The following is a 21,922-nucleotide window of genomic DNA, read 5'->3' as shown; positions in this document are numbered from 1 at the left end:
CGGGCGGGAGGCCCATGAACCGGGTATTCATCACCGGACTCGGCCCGATCTCGAGCATCGGGGTCGGTTCGGCCGCGTTCGAGAGCGGCCTGCGGGCCGGGCACAGCGGCATTTCGCCGATCACGTCCTTCGACACCACGGGTTTCCCGAAGGTGCTGGCGGGCGAGGTGAAGGCGTTCCGCCCGGAGACGGTGCTGCGCCGGCTCGACGTCAAGGCGTGGGGCCGCAGCAGCGTGTTCGCCGCCGCCGGTGCGCGGCTGGCGGTGCGCGACGCGGGCTTCTCGACCGACCAGGCGCGGCCGCACCGGGTGGCCGTCGTCGTCGGCACCACCAGTGGCGAGGCCAAGATCACCGAGGAGTTCGGCCGGGCGCTGGCCGAGGGCGGGTTCCCGGCGGTGCCGCCGGAGGTGTTCGAGCAGTTGCCCGCCGACCGGCTCGCCGCGGCGGCGAGCGAGGAACTGGCGGTCACCGGCGAATCGATCACCTTGGCGACCGCGTGTTCGGCGAGCAACTACGCGCTCGGCTACGCCTACGACCTGATCCGCCAAGGCGAAGCCGACGTCGTGGTCAGCGGCGGCGCGGACTCGGTGTGCCGGTGGGCGCACGCGGGTTTCCTGCGGCTCGGCGCGGTCGCCGACGAGGCGTGCGCGCCGTTCGACCGGGACCGGTCGGGCATGGTCACCGCGGAGGGCGGCGCGATGCTGGTGCTGGAGAGCGAGGACTTCGTCCGGGCCCGCGGCGCCTCGCCGTACGCGGAGGTGCTCGGCTACGCGACCAATTGCGACGCCACGCACATGGTGGCGCCGGACGCCGCGTCGATCGCGAGATGCATGCGGCTGGCGCACGCCAACGCCGGCGTCCGGCCCGACGACGTGGACTACGTGTGCGCGCACGGCACCGGAACTCTGGCGAACGACGCGACCGAAGCGGCGGCACTGTATGAAACGTTCGGCGGCGCGGTGCCGCCGGTGAGTTCGATCAAATCGATGCTCGGGCACGCCATGGGCGCCGCGAGCGGCTTCGGCGCGATCGCGTCGGCGCTGGCGCTGTCACGGGGATTCCTGCCGCCGACGGCGAACTGGCGGAGCCGGGATCCGGAGATGGCGTGGCTTGATCCGGTGCCCAACAAGGCGCGCGCCGCGGACGTGCAAGTGGCGCAGAACAACGGTTTCGCCTTCGGCGGGAACAACGCGATCGTGATGCTGGGGGCGGTCTGATGGGGGTGCTGGCGATCACCGGGTTCGGCGTGGTGAGCCCCGCCGGGGCGAGCGCGGCCGAACTGGCGGGAGCGGTCGCGGCGGGCCGCTCCACCGCCCGCGCGGTGGAGTGGCCGGAGGTCACGCTGCCCACCGGGACCGCGCACCATCTTCCGGAGTTCAGCGCGCGGGCCGAGCTTGGCCGGCGCGGGACCGGGTTCTTCGACCGGCGCACCGGGCTGGCCGTGGTCGCCTGCGGCCGCGCGATCGAGGACGCCGGCCTGGACATCGGCGAGGACGGGCACCGGACCGGGCTGGTGCTGGGCACCACGGTCGGCAGCGCGCAGGCGGCGGTCGACTACGCGGCGGAGACCTTCACCGAGGATCCGCCTTACCTGGTCAATCCGGCGCTGTTCCCCAACACCGTGCTGAACGGCGCGGCCGGGCAGGCGGCGATCCGCTTCGGACTGCGCGGGGTCAACGCGACGGTCGCGGGCGGGCCGGTCGCGCTGCTGTCCTCGCTTCGCTACAGCGCCAACGCTTTCCGCACCGGCCAGGCCGACGTCCTGCTGGCCGGCGCGGTCGAAGAATTCACTCCGCACGCGGCGTGGCTGTGGGCCGGGCTGGGCGGAGCCGGCGCGCCCGGCGAAGGCGCCGCGGTGTTCGTGCTGCGTCCCCCCGAAGGGCTTGAGCACCGCCCGGACGCGGAGATCCTGGCGACTGCGGCCGGGTTCTGCCCGAGCGGGGAGGACCAGGTGTACGCGCTGGCCGACTGCGCGCGGCGCGCACTGGAGCAGGCTCGCGTCGGAGCGGAGACCGTCCGGACGGTGGCCTCGGCCTCCGGAGCGGACGAGGTGGCCGCCTGGCGGGCACGGAACGAGCTGGAGGGGCTGCTCGGGGTCGAGGGCGCGCACCATCTGGCCGCGGTCGAGCTGGCCGGGAACTCCCCGGCCGCGACGCCCGCGGTCGAGCTGGCGCTGATCCTCGCCCGGCACCGGGCCGAGCCCGCACGCGACGGCGAGATCGCGCTGCTGGTGGCGAGCAGCCCGGCCGGTGCGGTCGCGGCCGCCGTGGTGAGGGGGTGGAGCCGTGGCGACGATCGCGGCTAGCGCGGTGCGCAGCTGCCTCGGCGACGGCCCGGCCACGTTCGCCGCGCTGCTGGCCGGTCGCGGCGGAGCCGCCCCGCTGCGGTACGTCGACGCGGCTCTGGTCAACGTCGGCGCCGCGTACGAAATCGACGAGGAGACTTCGCACCGGAGAGCGGGCACCTGGCTGGCCGGCTGTGTCCGGGAAGCCTTGCGCCAGGCCGATCCCCAGGTGCCGCGGGCTTCGATCCCGGTGCTGGCGGGCACCGGGCTGCGCGAGCTGGGCGCGGCCGAGAAGTGGTCGGCGGGCGCGGTCGAGATGACCGTCGAGGACCTGCATTTCACCGGTGTGCTGCGCGAAACCGACGACCGGCTCGGGCCGGTGGTGACGGTGTGCAACGCCTGCTCGGCGACGGGGCACCTGCTCGCGCTGGCGCAGGACCTGGTCGACAGCGGAGCCGCGCCCGCGGCGGTGGTGGCCGGGGCGGACTCGCTCACCGTGTCGATGCTGGCGATGATCGGGCGGGTCGCGCCGGACCGCACCGAGCGGATCCGCCCGTTCGACGCCGACCGCACCGGTGTGCTGCTCGGCGAGGGCGCGGCCGCCGCGGTCGTGGTGCCCGACGGCGCGGCGGCGGCCCCGCTGGGCCGGTTGCTGGCCACGGGGATGTCCTGCGACGCCGCGCACGAAACCGCGCCCGAGGCCGAGGGCATCGCACGGGCGATGCGCGAGGCGCTGGACCGTTCCGGCCGCAGGGGCGAGGAAGTGGACCTCGTGCTCGCGCACGGGACCGGCACGGAGCTGAACGACCGCGTGGAGGCGCGGGTGCTGCGCGAGCACCTCGGCGAGAACGGCCCGCTGGTGACCGCGATCAAGGGTGCGACCGGGCACACGTCGGGCGCGTCCGCGCTGATGAGCCTTGACGTGGCGCTGCGCTGCCTGGCCACCGGCTGGGTGCCGCCGGTCGCCGGGCTCGACCGCCCGGCCGCGGACTGCGGCGGGGTGCGGCTGGTGCGGTCCGGGCCGGTGCGGGCCCGGCCGCGGCTGGCGCAGGTGGACGCGTTCGGGTTCGGCGGGGTCAACGCCGTGACGCTGGTCGGGGCGGCCTGATGCGGCCGGTCGCGATCCGCGCGTGGAGCGCGCACCTGCCCGGGCGGTCCGGGCCGCTGCCCGGCGGATGGTCGCCGGGCCCGGCATGCCCGCCGGAGCGGGCGGCGGACCTGCTGGGGCGCAAGGGATTGCTGTACAAGCAGCCGGCCGAGCGGCTCGGCCTGTGCGCGGTGCACCGGGCGCTGGGCCTGGCCCCGGTGACCGGGCGCTGGACGCCGCCGGAGCCGGATCCGCGCACCGCGGTGGTCGCGAGTTCCAACCTGGGCAGCCTGGAGACGGTCTGCGCGGTGGCGCGCGCCGCCGGTGCCGGGTCGCTGTCCGAGGTGAGCCCGCTGGACGCGCCGAACGTGTCGAGCAACGTCCTGGCCTCGACGGTGGCGATCCGGTTCGGCTTCGGCGGCCCGAACCTCATGGTGTGCTCGGGACATCCGGCCGGACTGGACGCGGTGCGCCTCGCGCAGCTGCTGCTGGCGGCGGGCCGGGCGGACCGGGTCGTGGTGGTGGGCGCGGAGCCCGCCGACGAGACCGCGGCGGCGCTGGCCGGGCAGGACCTGCGGGCGGGCGCGGCTTGCGTCGTGCTCGAACCGGCCGCCGAGGACAGCGCGCTGGTGCTGCACCCGGTGCACGACCACGCCGATCCGGAGTCGTGCGAGCCGGCCCGGCCGGTCCGGTTGGGACAGTTCTACGGCGCCGCGGGCGTGCTGGCGGTGGCCGCCGCCGCGGCGGCGAACCGGACCGCACGGGTGGTCGCGGGCAGCGACGCCGACGGTTGGCGTTGCGCGGTGGTCGAAACCAAGGGGGAGCGGTGAAACCCGACGCACCCAAGGTGCATCCGTTGAACGAGGGCACCGGCCCGGTGCTGGTTTTCGCGCACGGGCTGGAGGACCACTGGCGCACCTGGAGCGCGGTGGCCGCGAGGCTGCCGCACTGGCGGGTGCTCTCGATCGATCTCCCGTGGCGCGCGGGCAACGACTACCGGTGGCGGTTCGCCGGATCGCCCTCGGACTGGATCGCCGCCGCGCTCGACACCGTCGACGACCCGGCCCCGGTGCTGGCCGGGCATTCCTTCGGGGCCAACGCACTTCTGGAACTGCTGTCGCGCGAGCCGGAACGGCCGTGCCCGGCCGCGGTCCTGGCCATGCCGTTCTACCGGCCGGCGGAGGCGACGGTGACGTGGCGGACGGTGGAACGGTCCCGGGAGACCTTCGAACGGCAGATCCGCGGCGGCCTGCTGACCCGGCTCGGCTCCCGCGCCGCCGGCCTGTGCGGCGAGGTGCTGGAGAAAATGCACGCCAAGACCGCCGAGCGGATCGGCCCGGTCGGGTTCCTCGCGGTGTTCGAGCAGTACGTGGCCAGCGGGCATCTGCCGCTGGCCGAGACGACGGCTCCGGCCCTGGTGCTCGGCGGCGAGCAGGACATCGGCTTTTCCCTGCGGGACCTCGAAGCGCTCTCCGGGGCGCTGCCGAGGGGACGGCTGCACTGCGCACCGCACTTCGACCATTTCTGCCATCTGCACAGCGCCGCGGAGGTGGCCGCGATCGTGGACGGGTTCGTCCGCGACCGGGCCGCCGCGCCGGAACGGGAGAGAGGAAGCCGGACATGACGTCGCTGGCCGACGAGCGGACCGGGTTCGCGCTGCGGCCCCGGTACGCGAGCGCGAACATCCGCACCTGGATCGGGTTCAAGCAGTTCATGGCGATGGCCGAGGAAGCGGTGCTGTGCTGGTTCCGCGAACGCGGTCTCGGCCCGCAGGCGCTCTACCACGACCACGGGCTCGGTCTGTCCATTGTGGATTCTTCGGTGCAGCTGCCCGCGGTGCTGGAGATCGACGACGAGGTGCGCGCGCGGGTCGGACCGGCCGGGCCGGGCCGGTTCCGGGTCGTCTTCGAGGCAGCCGGGAACCGGGTGCTGCGCGGCAGGACGACCGTCGCGCTGGTGCGCGAGCAGGAGCCGGCCCGCGCCTGCCCGGACGAGCTCGCGCCGCTTGTCGGACCGGCGGCGGCCGAAAGCGACCGGCCGGCCGAACCGGACCCGGCGGCGTTCTCCTGGGACTGGACCGCCCGCTATTTCCACTGCCAGTTCTCCGACCGCGTCCAGCACGGCGCCTACGTGGCCGCGCTGGAGGAAACGGTCGACCGGTTCCTCGCCGAGCGCGGCCTCGGGGTGCCGCGGCTGCTCGCGGAGCGCGGCTGGATCCCGGTCGTGTCCCGGGCCCGGGTCCGGCTGCTCGGCGACGCGCACATGGGCGAGACCGTGCGCACGACGTTCGCGGTGACCGATTTCGTGAAGGACCGCGCGTTCGACGGCGTCATGGACTGCTGGACGCTGGGCGCGGGCCGGGCCCCGCGGCTGGTGGCGACCGCGAGCATCCTGCACGGCTACGCGGTCAGCCGGGGACCGGGGGCAGGCACGCTGGCGACCCTCGACCCGGACACGCTCGCCGCGCTGGCCCCGGGAGCGCCGCGATGACCCGCCGCCGGACGCCGCGGGTGCACTTCTCGTTCCGCAGCCCGTTCAGCTGGATGGCGCTNTGAGCGAGCTGTACCGCAGGATGCCGGACGCGGACGAGGTGCTGGAGTTCGTCCCGTTCTGGGACCCCGACGAGCAGACCGCCGCGGCCCTCGCGGACCGGGGCGCGGAGATCCCCTATACCCCGATGAGCAAGGCGAAACACCTCTACATCCTGCAGGACACTCGCCGGCAGGCCGCGCGGCTCGGGCTGTCGATGACCTGGCCGGTGGACGACGACCCGTGGTGGGAGCTGCCGCATCTCGCGTGGCTGCGGGCCCGGCGGCTCGGCGTGGCGCGCCGGTTCTACGAGGCGGTCGTCGAGGCGCGCTGGGAGCACGGGCGCGACGTGTGCGAGCGCCCGGTGCTGCGGGAGGCGGCCGCGGCGGCCGGGCTCGATCCGGAACCGCTGCTGTCCGCGCCGGAGTCGGCGGACATCCGCCGCGAGAGCGTCGACTGCCTGGAGCGGGCGTTCGAGGACGACATCTTCGGCATCCCGTACTTCCGGGTGGGCAGGCACCGGTTCTGGGGCCTCGACCGGCTCGACGGGTTCCTCGCCGAGCTGGCCGTGCCCGGACCGCCCGCGCCGCCGGAGCCGGCGGTGCCGGTCGGCGCCTACGACACCGACACCGCGGGAGGCTGCGGATGAGCACTCCCGGCCAGGTGTCCGGAGCCCCGGCGGTCTTCGACCCGTTCGACCCGGCGCTGATCGAAGACCCGTACCCGGTGTTCGCCCGGCTGCGCGAGGAGGCGCCGGTGCTGCACCTGCCGGACTACGACGTGTGGGCGGTGACGCGGTACGCGGACGTGCTGCGGGTCGTGCGCGATCCGGTCTCCTTCTCGTCCAAGATCGGGATGAGCCCGGAGTTCGCCGCGCGCGGCGGCGCCTCGACCGGCGTCGGCTACCGGATCGGCGCGCCGAAGGTGCGCGTGCTGATCGCCACCGACCCGCCCGAGCACCAGGTGTTCCGGCACGCCGTCGCGGCCGCGTTCACCCCCGCGTCGGTGCGGTCGCTGGCGGCCAAGGTGCGGGAGTTCGCGCGGCAGCGGGCGGAGGCGCTCGTGCGGGCGGGCACCGGCGATTTCTTCGGCCTGGTCGCCGAACCGCTGCCGGTGCTGGTGCTCGCCGAACTGCTCGGCGTGCCGGAGGAGATGCACGAGGAGTTCCGGCACTGGTCGCGGGTCATCACCGGCGACCTGGACCAGGTCGGCCGCACCGAGGAGCACCTCGGCCGGGGCATGGGCATGTTCCGCTACTTCAGCCACCAGCTGCGCCGCCGCCGCGGCGACGGGCGCACGCTGTTCGACTCGATCGCCCGCGCCGGCCGCAGCGGCGTCAGCTCGCAGGAGGTGCTGGCGTTCTGCGCGTTCCTGCTGGTCGCCGGGATCGAGACGACGACCAACCTGCTCACCAACGCGATGGCGGTGCTGCTCCGGGAACCGGAGGTCCAGCAGCGGCTGCGCGAGTGCCCGGAACTCATCGACACCGCGGTGGACGAAGCGATCCGCTACGACACCTCGGTGCAGGCGCTGTGGCGCGGCACCACTGTCGAAACGGAGCTGTCCGGCGTCCGGATCCCGGCCGGGCAGCGCATCCTCGTCGTATTCGGCGCGGCCAACCGCGACGGCGCGAAGTTCCCCGAGCCGGACCGGTTCCTGCCCGGCCGGGGCGCGACCGATCACGTCGGCTTCGGCGCCGGGCCGCACTTCTGCCTCGGCGCGCGCCTCGCGCGGCTGGAGATCGCGGAGGCGCTGCGGGCGGTGCTCGGCGCGACCCGGTGGATCGAGCCGGCCGGGCGGGGGAAGCGCACGCGCAGCGTGGTGCTGCGGGGATTTCTGGAACAGCCGGTGCGAGCGGAGCCGAGATGACCGGAGAACGAACCGGCGCGGTGCTGGTCGACGCCGTGCGGACGCCGATCGGCCGGCGGGGCGGCGCGCTGAGCGGGCTGCGGCCCGCGGAACTGCTGCGCCAGGCTCTGCTGGCCGTGCTCGACCGCAACGGCCTGCCGCCGGGCGCGGTCGAGCAGATCATCGGCGGCTGCGTCACCCAGGTCGGCGAGCAAGGGCTCAACGTGACCCGCAACGCGTGGCTGTCCACCGGGCTCGACTACGGCGTCGCTTGCTCCACAGTGGACGTCAGCTGCGGTTCGTCGCAGCAGGCCAGCCACCTGGTGTCGGCGCTGGTCTCCAGCGGGGCGATCGAGATCGGGATCGCCTGCGGGGTCGAGTCGATGAGCCGGGTGCCCGCCGGGGCGAACATCCCCGGCGGCCGTGCCGACTACCAGACCCCCGACTACCCGTGGGACGACCCGCCCGGGCTCCAGTTCGGCGGCGCCGAGCGGATCGCGCGGCGGCAGGGGCTCTCGCGCGAGGATCTCGACGCCTACGGCGCGCTTTCCCAGCAGCGGGCGGCGAAAGCCTGGGCGGAGGGACGGTTCGACCGCGAGATCGTGCCGGTGGCCGTCACGGGTCCCGGCGGCGCCGCGAGGATGGACCGGGACGAAGGGCTGCGCGAGACGACGCGGGAGAGCCTGGCCGCGCTGCGTCCGACGGTGCGCGGGGGCAGGCACACCGCGGGCACCACGTCGCAGGTCTCCGACGGGGCGGCCGCGGTGCTGTGGATGTCGCCCGCCGCGGCGGACCGGCACGGGCTGGCGCCGCGGGCGGAGATCGCCGGGCAGGTCGTGGCCGGAGCCGATCCGTATTTCCTGCTGGNCCTGCTGGACGGCCCGGTGACGGCGACCGAACGGCTCCTGCGCCGCACCGGGCTGAAACTGTCCGATGTGGACGTCGTCGAAGTGAACGAGGCCTTCGCGGCGGTGGTGTTGTCGTGGCTGGAGCGCACCGGGGCCGATCCGGGCCGGGTGAACGTCAACGGCGGTGCGATCGCGCTCGGGCATCCGATGGGGGCCACCGGATCCCGGCTGCTCGCCTGCGCGCTCGGCGAGCTCGAGCGCCGCGACGGCGAGTACGCGCTGGTGACCATGTGCTGCGGCGGGTCGATGGGCACCGCGACCCTGCTGCGGAGGCGGTGACCCGGCGATGCGGATCGGACTTCTGCTGCAGCGCTTCGGCTGGCCGCCGGGCGCGGCCGGGCCCGCGCTCGCCCGCGTCGGCCGCGACGCCGAACAGGCTGGGCTGTCGAGCATCTGGGTCAACGACCACTTCCGGCAGATCCCGATGTTCGGCGATCCCGGCGAGCCGTTCCTCGAGGCCTACACCGCGCTGAGCTTCCTCGCCGCGGCCACCGAACGGATCGGGCTGGGCACCATGACCACCGCGGTCACCCACCGGCATCCGGCGCTGCTGCTCAAGATGCTCACCTCGCTCGACGCGCTGTCCGGCGGCCGGGTGTGGCTGGGGCTGGGCCCGCCGTGGCACGAGGAGGAACACCGCGCGTTCGGCCTGCCGCTCGGCCCGTGGAGCGAGCGGTTCGAACGGCTGGAGGACACCCTGGCGCTGACCCGGCAGGTGCTGTCCGGGTCGACGGAGCCGTTCGAGGGCAAGCACTACCGGCTGCCGGAGCCCTGGTTCGCGCCGTCGTTCGTGCGCCCGCCGCCCGTGCTCGTCGGCGGCGCGCACGAGCGCCGCGTGCTGCGGCTGGTGGCCCGGTACGGAGACGCGTGCGGCCTGCACGAGGACGGGAACCCCGCGGTGGTCGGGCTGAAGCTGCGGATGCTGCGCGACTGCTGCGCCGAACTGGGCAGGCCGTTCGAGGAGATCACCGTGACCACCTATGGCACGGCGCGGCTGTCCGCGACCGGGGAACCGGGCACGAGCACGGTGGCCGAGGCGGCGCGGCGCTACGGTGAACTGGCCGCGCTCGGCGTCCATCTGTCCATTGTGGATACGGGGGAGACCGCCGGGCCGGAAACCGTCGGACTGCTCGGCGAACTGGCCGCCGCGGTGGCTCCGCCGTGACCGCCCTTGCCCTCGCCGCGCCGGGCGGCCAGACTCCTGTCCGGGGTCCGGCGAGGCGAATTCCGCAGCACGCCAACCACTTTCTTCTGACTGGAGGGACCGGCATGACCGTGACCGTCGAGCGCGCCCGGTCGAGGACCGAGGTCCTGGCCGCAGCAGCCGCATTGGCGCCGCAGATCAGCGATCGGGCGCTGGAGGGGGAGCGGGGCGGGCGCGTCCCGCCGGATCTGCTCTCCGCGATCTCCGACGCCGGCCTGCTCGACCTGCTGCTCCCGGAGAGTCTCGGCGGGCTGGAGATGGACCCGGTGACCGTGCTGGAGACGATCCGGGAGATCTCCCGCGCGGACGGCTCCGCCGGCTTCGCCGCGCTGAGCCTCAACGCCACGTTTTTCGTCGCCTGGCTGGAACCCGAGGTCGCGCGGAGCATTCTCGCCGCGCGGCCGCGCGCGGTGGCCACGGTGTTCGCTCCGCTGGGCAAGGCCGAGCCGCGCCCGGACGGCGGCCTCCTGGTCAACGGGCGCTGGCCGTTCAACACCGGGGCCCGCAACGCCTCGTGGTTCGCCAACGGGGTCATGGTGCAGGACGGCGGGAAACCGGCGATCGTGGCGCCGGGGCGGCCGGACTGGCGGCTGGTGTTCGTGCCCGCGTCCGATGTGGACGTTCTGGACACCTGGCACGTGGCCGGGCTGAAGGGCACCGGGAGCAACGACGTGTCGGTCAGCGACCTCGTGGTGGCGCCGGAGTACACCGCCAACCCGATCTTCGAGCGCGCCCGGCACGAGGGCGCGATCTTCAACTGGTCGTTCTTCGCGCTGATGGGGGTGCTGTTCGCCGGGTTCCCGCTGGGCATCGCCCGGCGCGCGCTCGACGAGTTCCGCGAGCTGGCCCCGAACAAATCGCGCGGCAGCCGTCCGCTGGCCGAGGAGCAGTCGGTGCAGATCGCCTACGCCAGGGCCGAGGCGGGACTGCGCTCGGCCGAGGCGTACGCGCGCGACGTGCTGGGCACGGCGTGGGAGCGCACGCTCGCCGGCGACGAGACGACAATGGCGGACCGGGCCTCGGTGCGGCTGGCGACCGGCCAGGCGATCCGCACCGGCGTGGACGTCGTGAACACCGTGTTCCAGCTGGCCGGAGGCGGCGCGCTGTTCGACCGTTCGCCGATCCAGCGCTGCTGGCGCGACATCAACGCGGGCAGCCATCACGGCTATTTCTCCGAATACCACGAGACCCGGGTGGGCCGGTCGCTGTTCGGCCTCCCGGTGCCGGACCCCTGGATGATGTGAGCGGATTCCGCAGGAGGGAAGAGACACCATGACCACTCGACCGAGCGAGCAGGTGGCCGGCGCGGGAGATCCCGCCCCGGTGGTGGCGAAGGTCGTCAGCGAGGTGGCGGAGGTCGAGGTCGCGCCCGACCAGAGCTTCTTCGACCTCGGGCTCGACTCGATCCAGCTGATGGACATCTGCAACCGGCTGAACGAGACCTACGGCGAGGTGATCGACCTGTTCCTGCTGTTCGAGAACCCGACGGTGACCGAATGCGCGGCGATCATCCGCGAGCACCAAGCCGCGGGCTGAACGGCGCGGCCGGCGAAGGGCGGAGGACAACATGCCAGAGCACGAGGTCATCTGCGGGCTGAAGCTCACCCACGACGGCGGGTTCGCCGTGATCGAGGGCAACCGGCTGCTGGTTTCGGTCGAGGCCGAGAAGCTGGGCAACAACCCGCGGCACAGCCCGTTCGCGGAGCCCGCGGAGATCGCGCGGCAGTTGCGCGCGCACGGGATCGAGGACGTGCGCGCGCCGGTGTTCGCGGTCGACGGCTGGGCGCGCGGCCGCGAGGGCGAGAGCTGGGTGGAGATCCGCGACGCGCAGGGCGCGGTCCAGCCGGTCGAAGTCGCGCTGTACCACGACGAACCGGGCGCGGGCGCGGCGATGCTGACCGGGGTGACCGGGCAGAGCCCGCTCGTCGGCGGCGAGCCGGTGGCCTTCCGCAGCTTCACCCACACCACCGACCACGTCATGTCCGCCTACTGCACCAGCCCGTTCGCGCGGGAGCGCGAGCCCGCTCTGATGCTGGTGTGGGACGGCGGGGTGCCGCCGGTGCTGTACCGGTTCGACCCGGCCGGACCGCGGCTCGAATGCTTCGGCCCGGTGTGCGGGGTTTCCGGCGCGCTGTACCCGATTTTCGCGTCGCACTTCGGCCCGTTCCGGGTGGACCACGACGCCCGCCGGGCCGCCGACGCGGGTCCGGGGCTTGAGGCGCTGCTCCCGGTCTCGGGCAAGGCGATGGCGTACGCCGCGCTCGGCCCGGCTTCGGAGGAAGCCATCGCGGTGATGGCGGAGGTCGACGCTCAGGTGGGCGAGATCGACGGCGCGATCCGCGCGTACCTGTGGAGCAGGCGGGTGCTCAGCGGCGTGGCGAAGCTGGGGCTTTCCGACGCGTCGATCCTGAACTCCTTCCAGGAGCATCTGTTCCGCCGGCTGCGGGACGGTCTCGGCGAGGTGCTGCGCGCCCGGCCGGAGCTGGCCGGGCTGCCGTTGTGCCTGTCCGGCGGCTGCGCGCTCAACATCAAGTGGAACTCCGGGCTGCGCGCGAGCCGGCTGGCGCCGGAGGTGTGGGTGCCGCCGTTCCCGAACGACGCGGGATCGGCCATCGGCGCGGCGTGCACGGAAATGGTGCGCCGCACCGGGACGTCCTGGCTGGACTGGTCGGTGTTCGCCGGGCCGCCGGTGCGCGAAACCGCCGCGGCCGAACCGGGCTGGACCGCGAAACCGGCGTCGGTCGAGGACCTCGCGGCGCTGCTGGCCGAAGCCGGCGAACCGGTGGTGATCGTCGACGGACCGGCGGAGCTCGGTCCCCGCGCGCTGGGGCACCGCAGCATCATCGCGCCGGCGGGGGACGAGGCGATGCGGGACCGGCTGAACGCGATCAAGGGCCGCGAGTGGTACCGCCCGGTGGCCCCGGTCTGCCTGGAAAACCGGGCGCCGGAAGTGTTTTCTCCGGGCACCCGGGATCCGTACATGCTGTTCGACCACTTCGTCCGCCCGGAATGGCAGGGCAAGATCCCGGCGGTGGCGCACCTCGACGGCAGCGCGCGGCTGGAAACGGTCGGCGCGGACAACCCGTTGCTGGAACGGCTGCTGACCGCTTACGAGGCGCGGACGGGGATCCCGGTGCTGTGCAACACCAGCGCCAACCACCCGGGCCGGGGCTTCTTCCCCGACGCGGCCTCGGCGATGCAGTGGCACGGCACGCGGCACGTGTGGTCGGCGGGCACCCTGTACTCGACTGACGCGGTCCCGGAGTCGTGGTCCCGCACGCCGCGCGGAGCGGCCGGATGAGCGGGCCGGCGGCGGCGATCGTCTCCGAAAGCGGGCAGCTCAGCCGCGACGAGCTCGAACGGGAAGTGACCCGCTGGGCGGCGCTGCTGCGGTCGCGCGGCGCCGGCCCGGCGGGCCGGGTGGCCTGGCTGCTGCCCAACCGGCCCGAGGTGCTGACGGTCGCGCTCGCGGCGCGGCGGATCGTCGCGCAGGCGGTCGCCCTCGGCGGCCGCTCCACCCCGGGCGAACTCGCCGGGCGGCTCGCGGTCGCCCAGCCCGCGGTGGTGGTGGCCAGCGGCGCCGCCCGGGAGCTGCTGGAGCTGTTGCACGGCAAGGAAAACGTGCTCGACGCGGACGATCCGCCCGAGCCGGCGGGCGACCCGGGGATTCCCCGCGCGGCCGCGGACGGCGGACGGCTGGGCGCGGGAGCTTCGCTGCTGTTCACCTCCGGGACCACCGGCAGTCCGAAGGCGGCGCTGCGCACCCGCGGCGATCGGCGGCTGTCGGACGCGATCGCCCGCGGGTTCCGGCTCGGACCGTCCTCGCGGTTCCTCGTCGGCGGGCCGCTGTACCACTCGGGCCCGTGGACCTGCGCGCTGATGACGCTGTCGCTCGGCGGCACCGTCGTCCTGCTGCCCCGCTTCGACGAACGGTCCTGGCTGGACTCCGCGGTCGAACACCGATGCGACAGCGGGTTCCTCACCCCGACCCAGCTGGCCCGGCTGGTCTCCTTCGCCCGCGCCCGGCCCGGCCCGCGCCCGCCGCTGAGCCACGTCGTGGTGTCCGGCGAGCCGTTCCCCGACCGGCTCAAGCGCGCCGCCCTGGACGTCTTCGGCGAGGGATTCGTCGAGTGCTACGGCTGCACCGAACTCGGGCCGATGTGCGCGTTGCCCGCGGAGGAGTTCCTGGCCCGCCCCGGGTCGTGCGGACGGCCCTTCGACGGGGTGCGGATCGCCGCTTTCCGCGGCGCCCGGCGGCTGCCCGCGGGCGAGGCCGGGACGCTTCGCGCGCTCACTCCGCTGGCGTTCGACGGTTACGTTTCCGGTCCCGGCCAGACGCCTGCCGGGCGCGACGGCGACTGGGGCAGCGTCGGCGATGTCGGCTTCGTCGACGAAGAGGGCTACGTGCACCTCGCCGGCCGGGACGACGACTTGATCATCACCGGCGGCGTGAACGTCTTTCCCTCCGATGTGGAGGAAGTACTGGCCGGGCACCCCGACGTCGAGGCGTGCGCGGTGTTCGGCCTGCCCGATCCGCGCTGGGGCGAGGTGGTCGCGGCCGCGGTGCGCAGCGGACGGCGGCTGGAACTGGCCGAGGTGCGCGACTGGCTGCGCGGCCGGATCGCCGACGACCGCCGACCGCGCCGGTTGTTCCTCGTGGACGAGCTGCCGGTGACCGGAACCGGGAAGCTGGCGAGACGGGTGCTGCGGGAACGCGCGGCGCGGGAGCCGGTGGCCGGGTGAGCCGCGGCTGGACCGGCCAGTGGATCTGGTGCGCCGACGGCCGGATCGCCAAAACCGGGGAGTTCTCCGACGTGCCGCTGGTGCCCGCCGCGGCGCACGATCGGCGGGTGCGGTTCCGGCGCGTCTTCCCGCTCGCCCTGGTGCCCGCCGCCGCCTCGCTGCGGATCACCGCGGACTCCCGGTACACGGTGTGGGTCAACGGGCACGAGGCGGCGCGCGGTCCGGGTCGCGGCGCGGCCGGACGGCTGCTCTACGACGTCGTCGACGTCGCCCGGTGGCTGGTGCCGGGGGACAACGCGATCTGCGTTCTGGTGCGCTTCTACGGCGAAGCGAACGCGTGGTGGCGACCGGTCACGCCCACCTTCAGCCACGGCGCGGGAGTGCTGCTCGCCGAACTCGAGCTGCCGTCCGGGGTGCTCGGCACCGACCGCAGCTGGCGGCACCAGACGAGTCCGGCGTGGACGCCGCAGAAGCCGTCCGGGGTCGGGCACGCGGTGCCGGAAGTGCTCGACGGCGCGCTGTGCGATCCGGCCTGGCTCGAACCCGGCTTCGACGACACCGGCTGGGCGCCCGCCCGCGTGCTCACCACGCTGCACCTCGGCGGCACGGCCCGGTCCACGCCGCCCGCCGACCCGTACGGCCCGCTGCTGGAGAACCCGGTGCCGCCCGGCGAGCCGGTCGAACGCCCGGTCCGGTGGCTGCGCGAGCGGCGTGGCCCGGATCCCGGCGGCGAGTACGGACCGGCTGACCTCGTCGCGAACGTGGACGCCGGAGCCGCGCCCGGCCCGGTCCCGGCCGGACTGCCCTTCACGACCGTGCTGGAACCCGGCGTCGCGGTGCTGCTCACCGCGGGCTGGGACGAGGTGGTCGCCGGCACCCTGGTGTTCGAACTGGACGCGCCGCCCGGTGTGACGGTCGACGCCCGGCCCGCCGAGGACCTCGACGAGCACCTGCGGCTGCGCCCGTTCCAGCACGGGTACGCGGCGCGCTACCGCACGCGCGGCAAGTCCGACCGGTTCTGCTCGGCCGATCCGGTCGGCGGCCGGTTCGTGCTGCTGGTGCTGCGCGGCGAGGGCGAGGTGACCGTCCGCGGGCTTTCCGTGCTCGAGCGCCTTCGCCCGCGTCCGCCGGGCCCGTTCTTCGAATCCGGCGACCCGGTGCTCGACGCCGTCTACGAGACCGGGCTGCGCACGGTGGACCTCACCGCGCAGGACGCCTACATCGACTGCCCCACCCGCGAGCAGCGGGCGTGGACCGGGGATTCGGTGGTGCACCAGTCGGTGGACCTGCTGTCCAATCCGGACTGGCGGCTCGCCCGGTGGCATCCCCGGCTGGCCGCGTCGCCGCGTCCGGACGGAATGCTGCCGATGGCGGTCGCGGGCGACTACGAGCACCGCGACGGGGCGTACATCCCGGACTGGGCGCTGCACTGGGTGCGTTCGGTGCACAACCTGTACCGGTGGACCGGCGACGCCGAGCTGGTGGGCGAACTGCTCCCGGTCGCCGAACGGGTGGTGCGCTGGTTCGAGCCGTTCTCGCGCGACGGCCTGCTGACGGACGTGACCGGGTGGGTCCTGCTGGACTGGGCGAGCGTTCAGGGCCGGGGCGCGAGCAGCGTGCTGAACGGGCTGTGGGGCCGGGCGCTGCGGGACTTCGCGGAGATGGCCGAGTGGCTCGGCGACGCGGGCCGGGCCCGCTGGGCGCGCGGGCGGCACGGCGAACTGGCCGCCGCCTTCGAGCAGTACTGGGACGAGGAGCGGGGCGGCTACCGCGATTGGCTGACCGCGGCCGGGCTCGCGCCGGCGATGAGCGAACACGCCACCGCCGCCGCCGCGGCCGGCGGCCTGATCCCGCCGTCGCGCCATGCCCGGGCACTGGCTTTCCTGCTGGACCGGACAGCTTTGGTGCGGCGCGCGTGGTCGTTCGGCCTGATGCCGCTGCGGGCCGCGCTGGGCCCGCCCGCGCCGGATTGGGACGTGGAGCGGGAAGTCGTCGCCGCACAGCCGTTTTTCCGCTACGTGGTGCACGACGCCGTGGCCCTGCTCGGCGGAGCGGACCACATCGCCGACCTCTGCCGGGACTGGTCGGAACTGGCCGGCGACGGCACGCGCACGTGGCGCGAGGTGTGGCACGGCGGGTCGTACTGTCACGGCTGGTCGAGCACGCCGAGCCGGGATCTGCCGCTGTACGTGCTGGGCGTCAGCCCCGCCGAGCCCGGCTTCGCGCGAGCGAGGATCGCACCGCGGCCGGGCGCGCTGACCCGGGTGGCGGGCGCGGTTCCGACGCCGTTCGGGCTGGTGGAGGTCCGGCTGGACCGGTCCGAGGTGGCGGTGTCGAGCCCGGTGCCGTTCACGGTGGAGCTGGACGGCTGGGCGCGCGATCGCCCGGCGGGGCGGTTCTCGTGGTCGCGGGAGCAGCCTGGCTGAGCGGGGTTTCTCGCCGTGGCAGGGGATTCCCCGCCTCGCGGAGGATGGCGGGCGAGGAGTTCCTGGTCGTGGCCGGGAAACCTCGCCGGTGAAGGTCCGCAAGGCCCGGTGCGGCTGCCGGGACGCCGTCCCGATCGCCTCGGCCGCGTGCAGCTGGACCGGTCCGGGCGGCGGTGTCGTCGCCGGTGGAGCTGGGGTGCCGGGTGCGCGGGGGTTTCCCCGCCTCGCGGATCGCGCTGGCCGAGGGTTTCCCAGCCACGAGCGGGAAACCCCGTCGGCGGAGCTCACGAGGCCCGGCGCGTCTTCCGTACCCGGTAGGGCTGCCGGGGCACCGTCCCGATCGCCTCGGCCGCGCGCAGCGCCGCCAGTTCCTCCGCCGGTGTCCCGAGCCATTCCGTCAGCACCTCGTCGGTGTGCTGGTCGTAGCACGGCGCCGGACGGACCGTCGCCAGTCCCTTCCCGTCCATGCCGACCGGAATGCCGAGGTATCCGCGTTCCCCGGTCACCGGGTGGCGGACCCGTTCGGCCCAGTGCAACTCGCCGTTCTCGAACAGCTCGCGCACCGTACGCATCCGCTCCGCACGGAAACCCTTCCGTCGCAACGCCTCCACCACCGCCGCGCCGTCGCGCTTTTCCGCCCACCGCGGATCCGCGGCTCCGCCGACGTAGGCCACGTACCCGTCCGCGGTCGCCAGCACGCCGGCCGGGACGTCCGGTTCGCTGTTGCCGATCCGCCGCGGCGGACGCCCTTCGCGGGAAGCCAGCACGATGCCTTCGCCGAACTGCAGCCACAGCGTTTCCTGCTGGGACAGGTCGATCTCGCGGCCCCGCCCGGTCGCCGTCCGCGCCGCCAGCCCGGACAGCACCGCGACCGCCGCGTGCGCGCCGGCCACCGCGTCCGGGTAGTAGGTCGGGCTCACCTCGGCGCCGGCGGAGGGCGGGCCGTAACGGGCGGCGAACCCGCCCATCGCCTCGGTCAGCATGCCGAAGCCCGGCATCGCCCGGTGCGGGCCGCTGCTGCCGAGCGCGGGCATGGTGACCAGCACCAGCCCCTCGGCCACCCGCGCGCGCACGTGCGCGGCGACGCCCCGGTCCTCGAGCACGCGGTGGTTCATGTTCACCACCAGCACGTCCGCGGCGTCCACCAGATCGCGGAAGACCCGGTTCCCGTCCGGCGCGGACAGGTCCAGCGACACGGCGCGCTTGTTGCGGTTCACGCTGTTGAACTGGGCCGCGGCGTCCCAGGTGTACTCGTGCGGGTCGGCGCCCTCGGGCAGCGGGGCCCCGGTTTCGGCGAAGCGGAACCGGGTGCGCCAGCCGTCGGGATGCCGACCGGACTCGACCCGCACCACGTCCGCGCCCAGCGCGCCCAGCAGCCGGCCGGCGAGCGGCCCGGCCCAGGCCCAGGTCAGTTCGAGCACCCGCAGCCGGCGCGGGTCCGGCAGCCGGGGCGACCGGCCGCGGGTCGCGCCGGAGCGAAACCATCCGTTGTCCTCGGCGGGTTCGGAGAGCCGCACCGAGCGCGGCGCCGGCGCGGCCGGATCCCGCCACGGCCGCACGATCGCGCGGCCCGCCGAGGCGCCGCGGACCGTGCCGAGGAACTCGCGAGCGGCCAGGTGCGGGTCGTCGAGGGCGTCGGCGGCGTCGAGCACCTTGCCGACCGACCAGCCCGCGGCCAGACCGGCGTCGAAGACCTCGCGCCGGGTGCGCCCGGCGTACCAGCCGGCCAGTTCGCCGCGCAGCAGCTCCCGGTTGGCCCACCGGCGCGCCCACCCGAAGCGTTCGTCGCGCAGCAGGTCGCCGCGGTCGTAGAGCAGGCACTGGCGGTTCCAGTCCTCGCCGCGGACCGTGCCCGGCACCACGAACCCGTCGGCGCAGCGGAACACCCCGGACGGGAACGTGCGGGTCTGGAAGCCGGCCTGGCGCCGTTCCTCCTCCGGATCGGCGGCGTTGGCCGAAGTCGCGGCGTACAGCGCGGCCGCGGCCTGCGACTCCACCGCCGAGGCCGCGGCGGCCCGCCAGGTCGTCTCGGCGTGCCCGCCGGGCCGTCCGGCCAGCGCGGCCGCCGCGGCGTAGGTTCCGGCCAGATACTGCGTTTGCCAGCCGGGGAACCGGTCTGGGCCGCCGTCCTCGTGACAGGTCGCGGCGAGCAGCCCGGAGGCCGCCTGCACCAGCATCTCGTCGGACGGCTCTCCCGCGCTCCCGGCATCGACGCCCCACGCGGTCACCGACACCAGCAGCGGCGGATCGGCGAGGCCCGCGCGCAGTTCCCACGGCCCGAACTCGCGGCGCACCCGGTCGCTGAGCACGACGTCGGCCCATTCCAGCAGTTCCGGGACCGCGGCCGCGTCCGGGGAGAGCAGCCGCTTCCCGGCGTTGAGATGGACGAAAACCGGGCTCGGGTCCCGCTGCGCCCGCCCGTCGGCCGAAAGCCGCCGCGCGGGGTCCCCGCCCGCGGGTTCGACCTTGGCGACCGTCGCCCCGAGCATGGCCAGCAGCCGTCCCGCGTAGGGGCCGGCCACTCCGGTCGCGGTTTCGAGCACCCGGAGCCCGCGAAGCGGCCCGAACTGACTTTCGTGTTCCATTGTCTTCCTTGCGCGATAAGGGAAAGCAGCTGAATGCTGATGACCGTCGAAGTTCTGGTCGATCTCTTACGCGGGGTGAGCAACGAGTATGGATCGGGTTCCGGCGAGTGCGCAAACCTCCACTGTCCACAACGGATCCGCGGCCGCGCGGCTGCGCGCCGAGCTGGCCGCGCTCGCCGAGTCGGCCGCCCTCGGCGCCGGGACCACCGGCGCGGACGACGCGCTGCTGGCCGCGATCCAAGCCGCGCAGCACCTCGCCGACGCGCGGAGCGCGCCGGGCCCGGCGCGTCCGGAATGCCTGCGCGCCGCCCAGCACTGTCTCCGGGCGGCGTCGCTGGCCACCCGGTTCGCCATCGTCGCGGCGGCCGACGACTGCCGCCTGCCCCGATGACCGTTAGGCTCGCGGCATGGGCCGACCGGACTCCGCGACCGCAAAACGTGCACGCGTGACAGAACTCGCCGAGGCGCTCCCGGAAGTGCAGAGCAAGGGCGAGCAGCATGTCGCGTACTCGGTGCGCGGGAAGAACTTCGCCTACTTCCTCGACGACCACCACGGCGACGGCAAGATCGCGATCGCGTGCAAAGCCGCGCCGGGCGCGCAGGCCGAGCTGATCGAGCGGGAGGGGGAGCGGTTCTACGCGCCCGCCTACCTCGGCTCCCGCGGCTGGGTGGCCCTCGACCTGGAAGCGGGCAAGGTCGACTGGACCGAGGTGCGCACGATGCTGGCCGACGCCTACCGGCTGCTGGCGCCGAAGAAGCTGTCGGCACAGCTGGCCGGCCAGTAGCCCCGGCCGGCCGCATCGGTCCGGCAGGCTTCGGCTGGCGCGGCGGACCGGACGCCGCGGCCGCCCGGCGCCCTCGGCTCCCGGTCAGTAGCCCGGCGGCGCCTCGAACCCGCCGGTCAGCCGCTCGACGACCCGGGCCACCGCGAGCGCCTTGCGGTCGTGCCACCGGGGCGCGATCACCTGCACCCCGAACGGCAGCCCGGCGGCGCTGCGGCCGAGCGGGACCGTCGTCGCGGGCAGGCCGGACAGGCTGGCCGGGGTCGCCCAGGCCATCTGGGCCAGATACGGCGCCTTCCGGCCGTTGACCTCGAGTTCCCGGGTGAGCGGGGTCCCCGCCGTCTGGTGGGCGAAGGCGGTCAGCGGCGCGGCGGGCGTGAGCACCGCGTCCGCCTCGGCGAACACCGCGGCCCACCCGGCGGTGATCCGGGCGCGCCGCTCGTCCAGGTCCTGCCATTCCCGGTAGCTGAGCGTGACCGCCCGGCCCAGTTCCACCGCCGGACGGCGGTCGTCGGGCGAGGCACGCCGGGCGATCCGCCGCAGCCGCCGGAAAACCGGTTCCGGGAAGCTCGGGGCCAGTACCGCGAGCAGCAGCCGCGCGTAGGTCTGGTGGATCTCGTACAGCGGGCGCGGCGGGCGCAGCTTGCGCAGCACTCGGACGCCGAGGCCGGCCAGTTCCCCGGCGAGTTCGTCGAGCGCGGCCCGGATCTCCGGGTCGGTGCGCAACGCCGGATGCTCGGCCCACACCGCCAGGCGCAGCTCGCCGGTGCGCACCGCGGCGGCGGGGAGCGTCCCGCCGGGCACTCCGGCCAGGTCGGGGCCGACGAGCACGTCCAAGGCGAGTTCGAGATCGGCCACGCACCGCGCCATCGGGCCGGGCGAGCCCAGCGGCGGCACCGCGAGGGTGCCGGGCGCACCGGGAATGTGCCCGCGCGCCGGGACGGCTCCCCGGGTCGGGAGATGCCCGCACACCCCGCAGAAGTGCGCGGGGGAGCGGATCGACCCGGCGACGTCGCTGCCCAGCTCCAGGGGCGTGAGCCCGGCGGCCAGCGCGGCGGCCGAACCCCCGGACGATCCGCCGGGCGTCCGGGCGAGGTCCCACGGATTGCCGGTGGCGCCGTAGACGTCGTTGCAGGACTGGAAATCCCCGGCGTAAAGCGGCGTGTTGGTCTTGCCGAACACGACAGCTCCGGCGGCCCGCAGCCGGGCCACCGCGTCCGCGTCGCGCTCGGGCAGGTGTCCCGCCAGTTCCGGGGCTCCGGCCGTGGTGACCAGGCCGGCGGTCTCGAAAGTGTCCTTCACCGTCATCGGGAGCCCGTGCAGCGGGCCGAGCCGGAGCCCGCGCGCGGCGGCCGCGTCGGCGGCCTCGGCCTGTGCCCTGGCGCCGGCGACGTCGAGAGCCACCACGGCGTTCAGCGCGGGATTGTGCTCCTTGACCCGGCTCAGGAAGTACTCCAGCGCGGCGGAGCTGCTGACGCGTCCGGCGGCCAGGTCGGCGACCAGTCCGGTCGCGGTCGTGCGCACCG

19 protein-coding genes are annotated in these 21,922 nt (G+C 74.6%); 17 read left to right on the top strand and 2 right to left on the bottom strand.

The annotated features are described in order from the left end of the window. The first annotated feature begins 14 nt into the window (after positions 1-14). The 15 genes from A4R44_RS30325 to A4R44_RS30255 all read left to right on the top strand — a co-directional run bounded on the left by A4R44_RS30325 (position 15) and on the right by A4R44_RS30255 (position 17,029). Positions 15-1,217 carry a beta-ketoacyl synthase gene (locus tag A4R44_RS30325; RefSeq protein ID WP_067588340.1) on the top strand — a complete coding sequence of 401 codons (1,203 nt, stop codon included), beginning with the start codon at positions 15-17 and terminating at the stop codon, positions 1,215-1,217. Next, on the top strand, positions 1,217-2,305 hold the full coding sequence (locus tag A4R44_RS30320; RefSeq protein WP_067588338.1) for a beta-ketoacyl synthase N-terminal-like domain-containing protein: 1,089 nt from the start codon (positions 1,217-1,219) through the stop codon (positions 2,303-2,305). The genes A4R44_RS30325 and A4R44_RS30320 overlap by 1 nt, the downstream gene beginning before the upstream one ends. After that, a complete protein-coding gene (locus A4R44_RS30315; protein WP_067588336.1) occupies positions 2,286-3,392 on the top strand; it encodes a beta-ketoacyl synthase N-terminal-like domain-containing protein in 1,107 nt (368 codons plus the stop codon). The genes A4R44_RS30320 and A4R44_RS30315 overlap by 20 nt, the downstream gene beginning before the upstream one ends. Continuing rightward, complete coding sequence (locus tag A4R44_RS30310; RefSeq protein WP_067588332.1) at positions 3,392-4,201, top strand: beta-ketoacyl synthase N-terminal-like domain-containing protein; 810 nt, start codon at positions 3,392-3,394, stop codon at positions 4,199-4,201. Before A4R44_RS30315 ends, A4R44_RS30310 begins: the two co-directional genes overlap by 1 nt. Next, a complete protein-coding gene (locus A4R44_RS30305; protein ID WP_067588329.1) occupies positions 4,198-4,995 on the top strand; it encodes an alpha/beta fold hydrolase in 798 nt (265 codons plus the stop codon). The genes A4R44_RS30310 and A4R44_RS30305 overlap by 4 nt, the downstream gene beginning before the upstream one ends. Then, the gene (locus tag A4R44_RS30300) at positions 4,992-5,861 is read left to right on the top strand and encodes a thioesterase family protein (RefSeq protein ID WP_067588326.1); all 870 of its coding nucleotides are present in this window, start codon (positions 4,992-4,994) and stop codon (positions 5,859-5,861) included. Before A4R44_RS30305 ends, A4R44_RS30300 begins: the two co-directional genes overlap by 4 nt. 82 nt (positions 5,862-5,943) lie before the next feature. Continuing rightward, a complete protein-coding gene (locus A4R44_RS30295) occupies positions 5,944-6,549 on the top strand; it encodes a DsbA family protein (RefSeq protein ID WP_232791846.1) in 606 nt (201 codons plus the stop codon). Next, on the top strand, positions 6,546-7,769 hold the full coding sequence (locus A4R44_RS30290) for a cytochrome P450 (RefSeq protein ID WP_067588324.1): 1,224 nt from the start codon (positions 6,546-6,548) through the stop codon (positions 7,767-7,769). Before A4R44_RS30295 ends, A4R44_RS30290 begins: the two co-directional genes overlap by 4 nt. Continuing rightward, positions 7,766-8,935, top strand: coding sequence for a steroid 3-ketoacyl-CoA thiolase (locus A4R44_RS30285; protein WP_067588322.1), 1,170 nt, complete (start codon positions 7,766-7,768; stop codon positions 8,933-8,935). The genes A4R44_RS30290 and A4R44_RS30285 overlap by 4 nt, the downstream gene beginning before the upstream one ends. A gap of 7 nt (positions 8,936-8,942) precedes the next feature. Next, positions 8,943-9,821, top strand: coding sequence for an LLM class flavin-dependent oxidoreductase (locus A4R44_RS30280; RefSeq protein ID WP_067588319.1), 879 nt, complete (start codon positions 8,943-8,945; stop codon positions 9,819-9,821). 104 nt (positions 9,822-9,925) lie between these two features. Further along, positions 9,926-11,104, top strand: a complete 1,179-nt coding sequence (locus A4R44_RS30275) for an acyl-CoA dehydrogenase family protein (RefSeq protein ID WP_067588317.1) — start codon at positions 9,926-9,928, stop codon at positions 11,102-11,104. Positions 11,105-11,132: 28 nt separating this feature from the next. Next, entirely contained in the window at positions 11,133-11,396 is a 264-nt protein-coding gene (locus A4R44_RS30270; RefSeq protein WP_067588314.1) for an acyl carrier protein, read from the top strand. 31 nt (positions 11,397-11,427) lie between these two features. Then, the gene (locus A4R44_RS30265) at positions 11,428-13,161 is read left to right on the top strand and encodes a carbamoyltransferase N-terminal domain-containing protein (protein WP_067588312.1); all 1,734 of its coding nucleotides are present in this window, start codon (positions 11,428-11,430) and stop codon (positions 13,159-13,161) included. Further along, positions 13,158-14,603 (top strand): class I adenylate-forming enzyme family protein, encoded by a 1,446-nt coding sequence (locus A4R44_RS30260; RefSeq protein ID WP_157905038.1) that lies wholly within the window; start codon positions 13,158-13,160, stop codon positions 14,601-14,603. Before A4R44_RS30265 ends, A4R44_RS30260 begins: the two co-directional genes overlap by 4 nt. Continuing rightward, positions 14,600-17,029 (top strand): alpha-L-rhamnosidase N-terminal domain-containing protein, encoded by a 2,430-nt coding sequence (locus tag A4R44_RS30255; RefSeq protein WP_067588307.1) that lies wholly within the window; start codon positions 14,600-14,602, stop codon positions 17,027-17,029. The genes A4R44_RS30260 and A4R44_RS30255 overlap by 4 nt, the downstream gene beginning before the upstream one ends. Before the next feature lie 284 nt (positions 17,030-17,313). Here the strand turns inward: A4R44_RS30255 and A4R44_RS30250 are convergent, their stop codons facing one another. Beyond that, positions 17,314-19,614, bottom strand: coding sequence for a CoA transferase (locus A4R44_RS30250; RefSeq protein ID WP_067588305.1), 2,301 nt, complete (start codon positions 19,612-19,614; stop codon positions 17,314-17,316). An 88-nt stretch (positions 19,615-19,702) separates the two neighbouring features. On the opposite strand from A4R44_RS30250, the gene A4R44_RS30245 reads away from it, so the two are divergent. After that, a complete protein-coding gene (locus tag A4R44_RS30245; RefSeq protein WP_067588303.1) occupies positions 19,703-20,005 on the top strand; it encodes a hypothetical protein in 303 nt (100 codons plus the stop codon). Positions 20,006-20,060: 55 nt separating this feature from the next. Then, positions 20,061-20,399 (top strand): MmcQ/YjbR family DNA-binding protein, encoded by a 339-nt coding sequence (locus tag A4R44_RS30240; RefSeq protein ID WP_157905037.1) that lies wholly within the window; start codon positions 20,061-20,063, stop codon positions 20,397-20,399. An 84-nt stretch (positions 20,400-20,483) separates the two neighbouring features. Here A4R44_RS30240 and A4R44_RS30235 read toward each other — a convergent pair whose 3' ends face one another. Beyond that, positions 20,484-21,920: an amidase gene (locus A4R44_RS30235; RefSeq protein WP_067588297.1), complete on the bottom strand. Its 1,437-nt coding sequence runs from the start codon at positions 21,918-21,920 to the stop codon at positions 20,484-20,486. Positions 21,921-21,922: the final 2 nt, after the last annotated feature.

The sequence above is a fragment of the Amycolatopsis sp. M39 genome, from assembly GCF_001651785.1.
Classification (GTDB): Bacteria; Actinomycetota; Actinomycetes; order Mycobacteriales; family Pseudonocardiaceae; genus Amycolatopsis; species Amycolatopsis rubida.
This window is presented reverse-complemented; position numbering and strand designations above follow the sequence as displayed.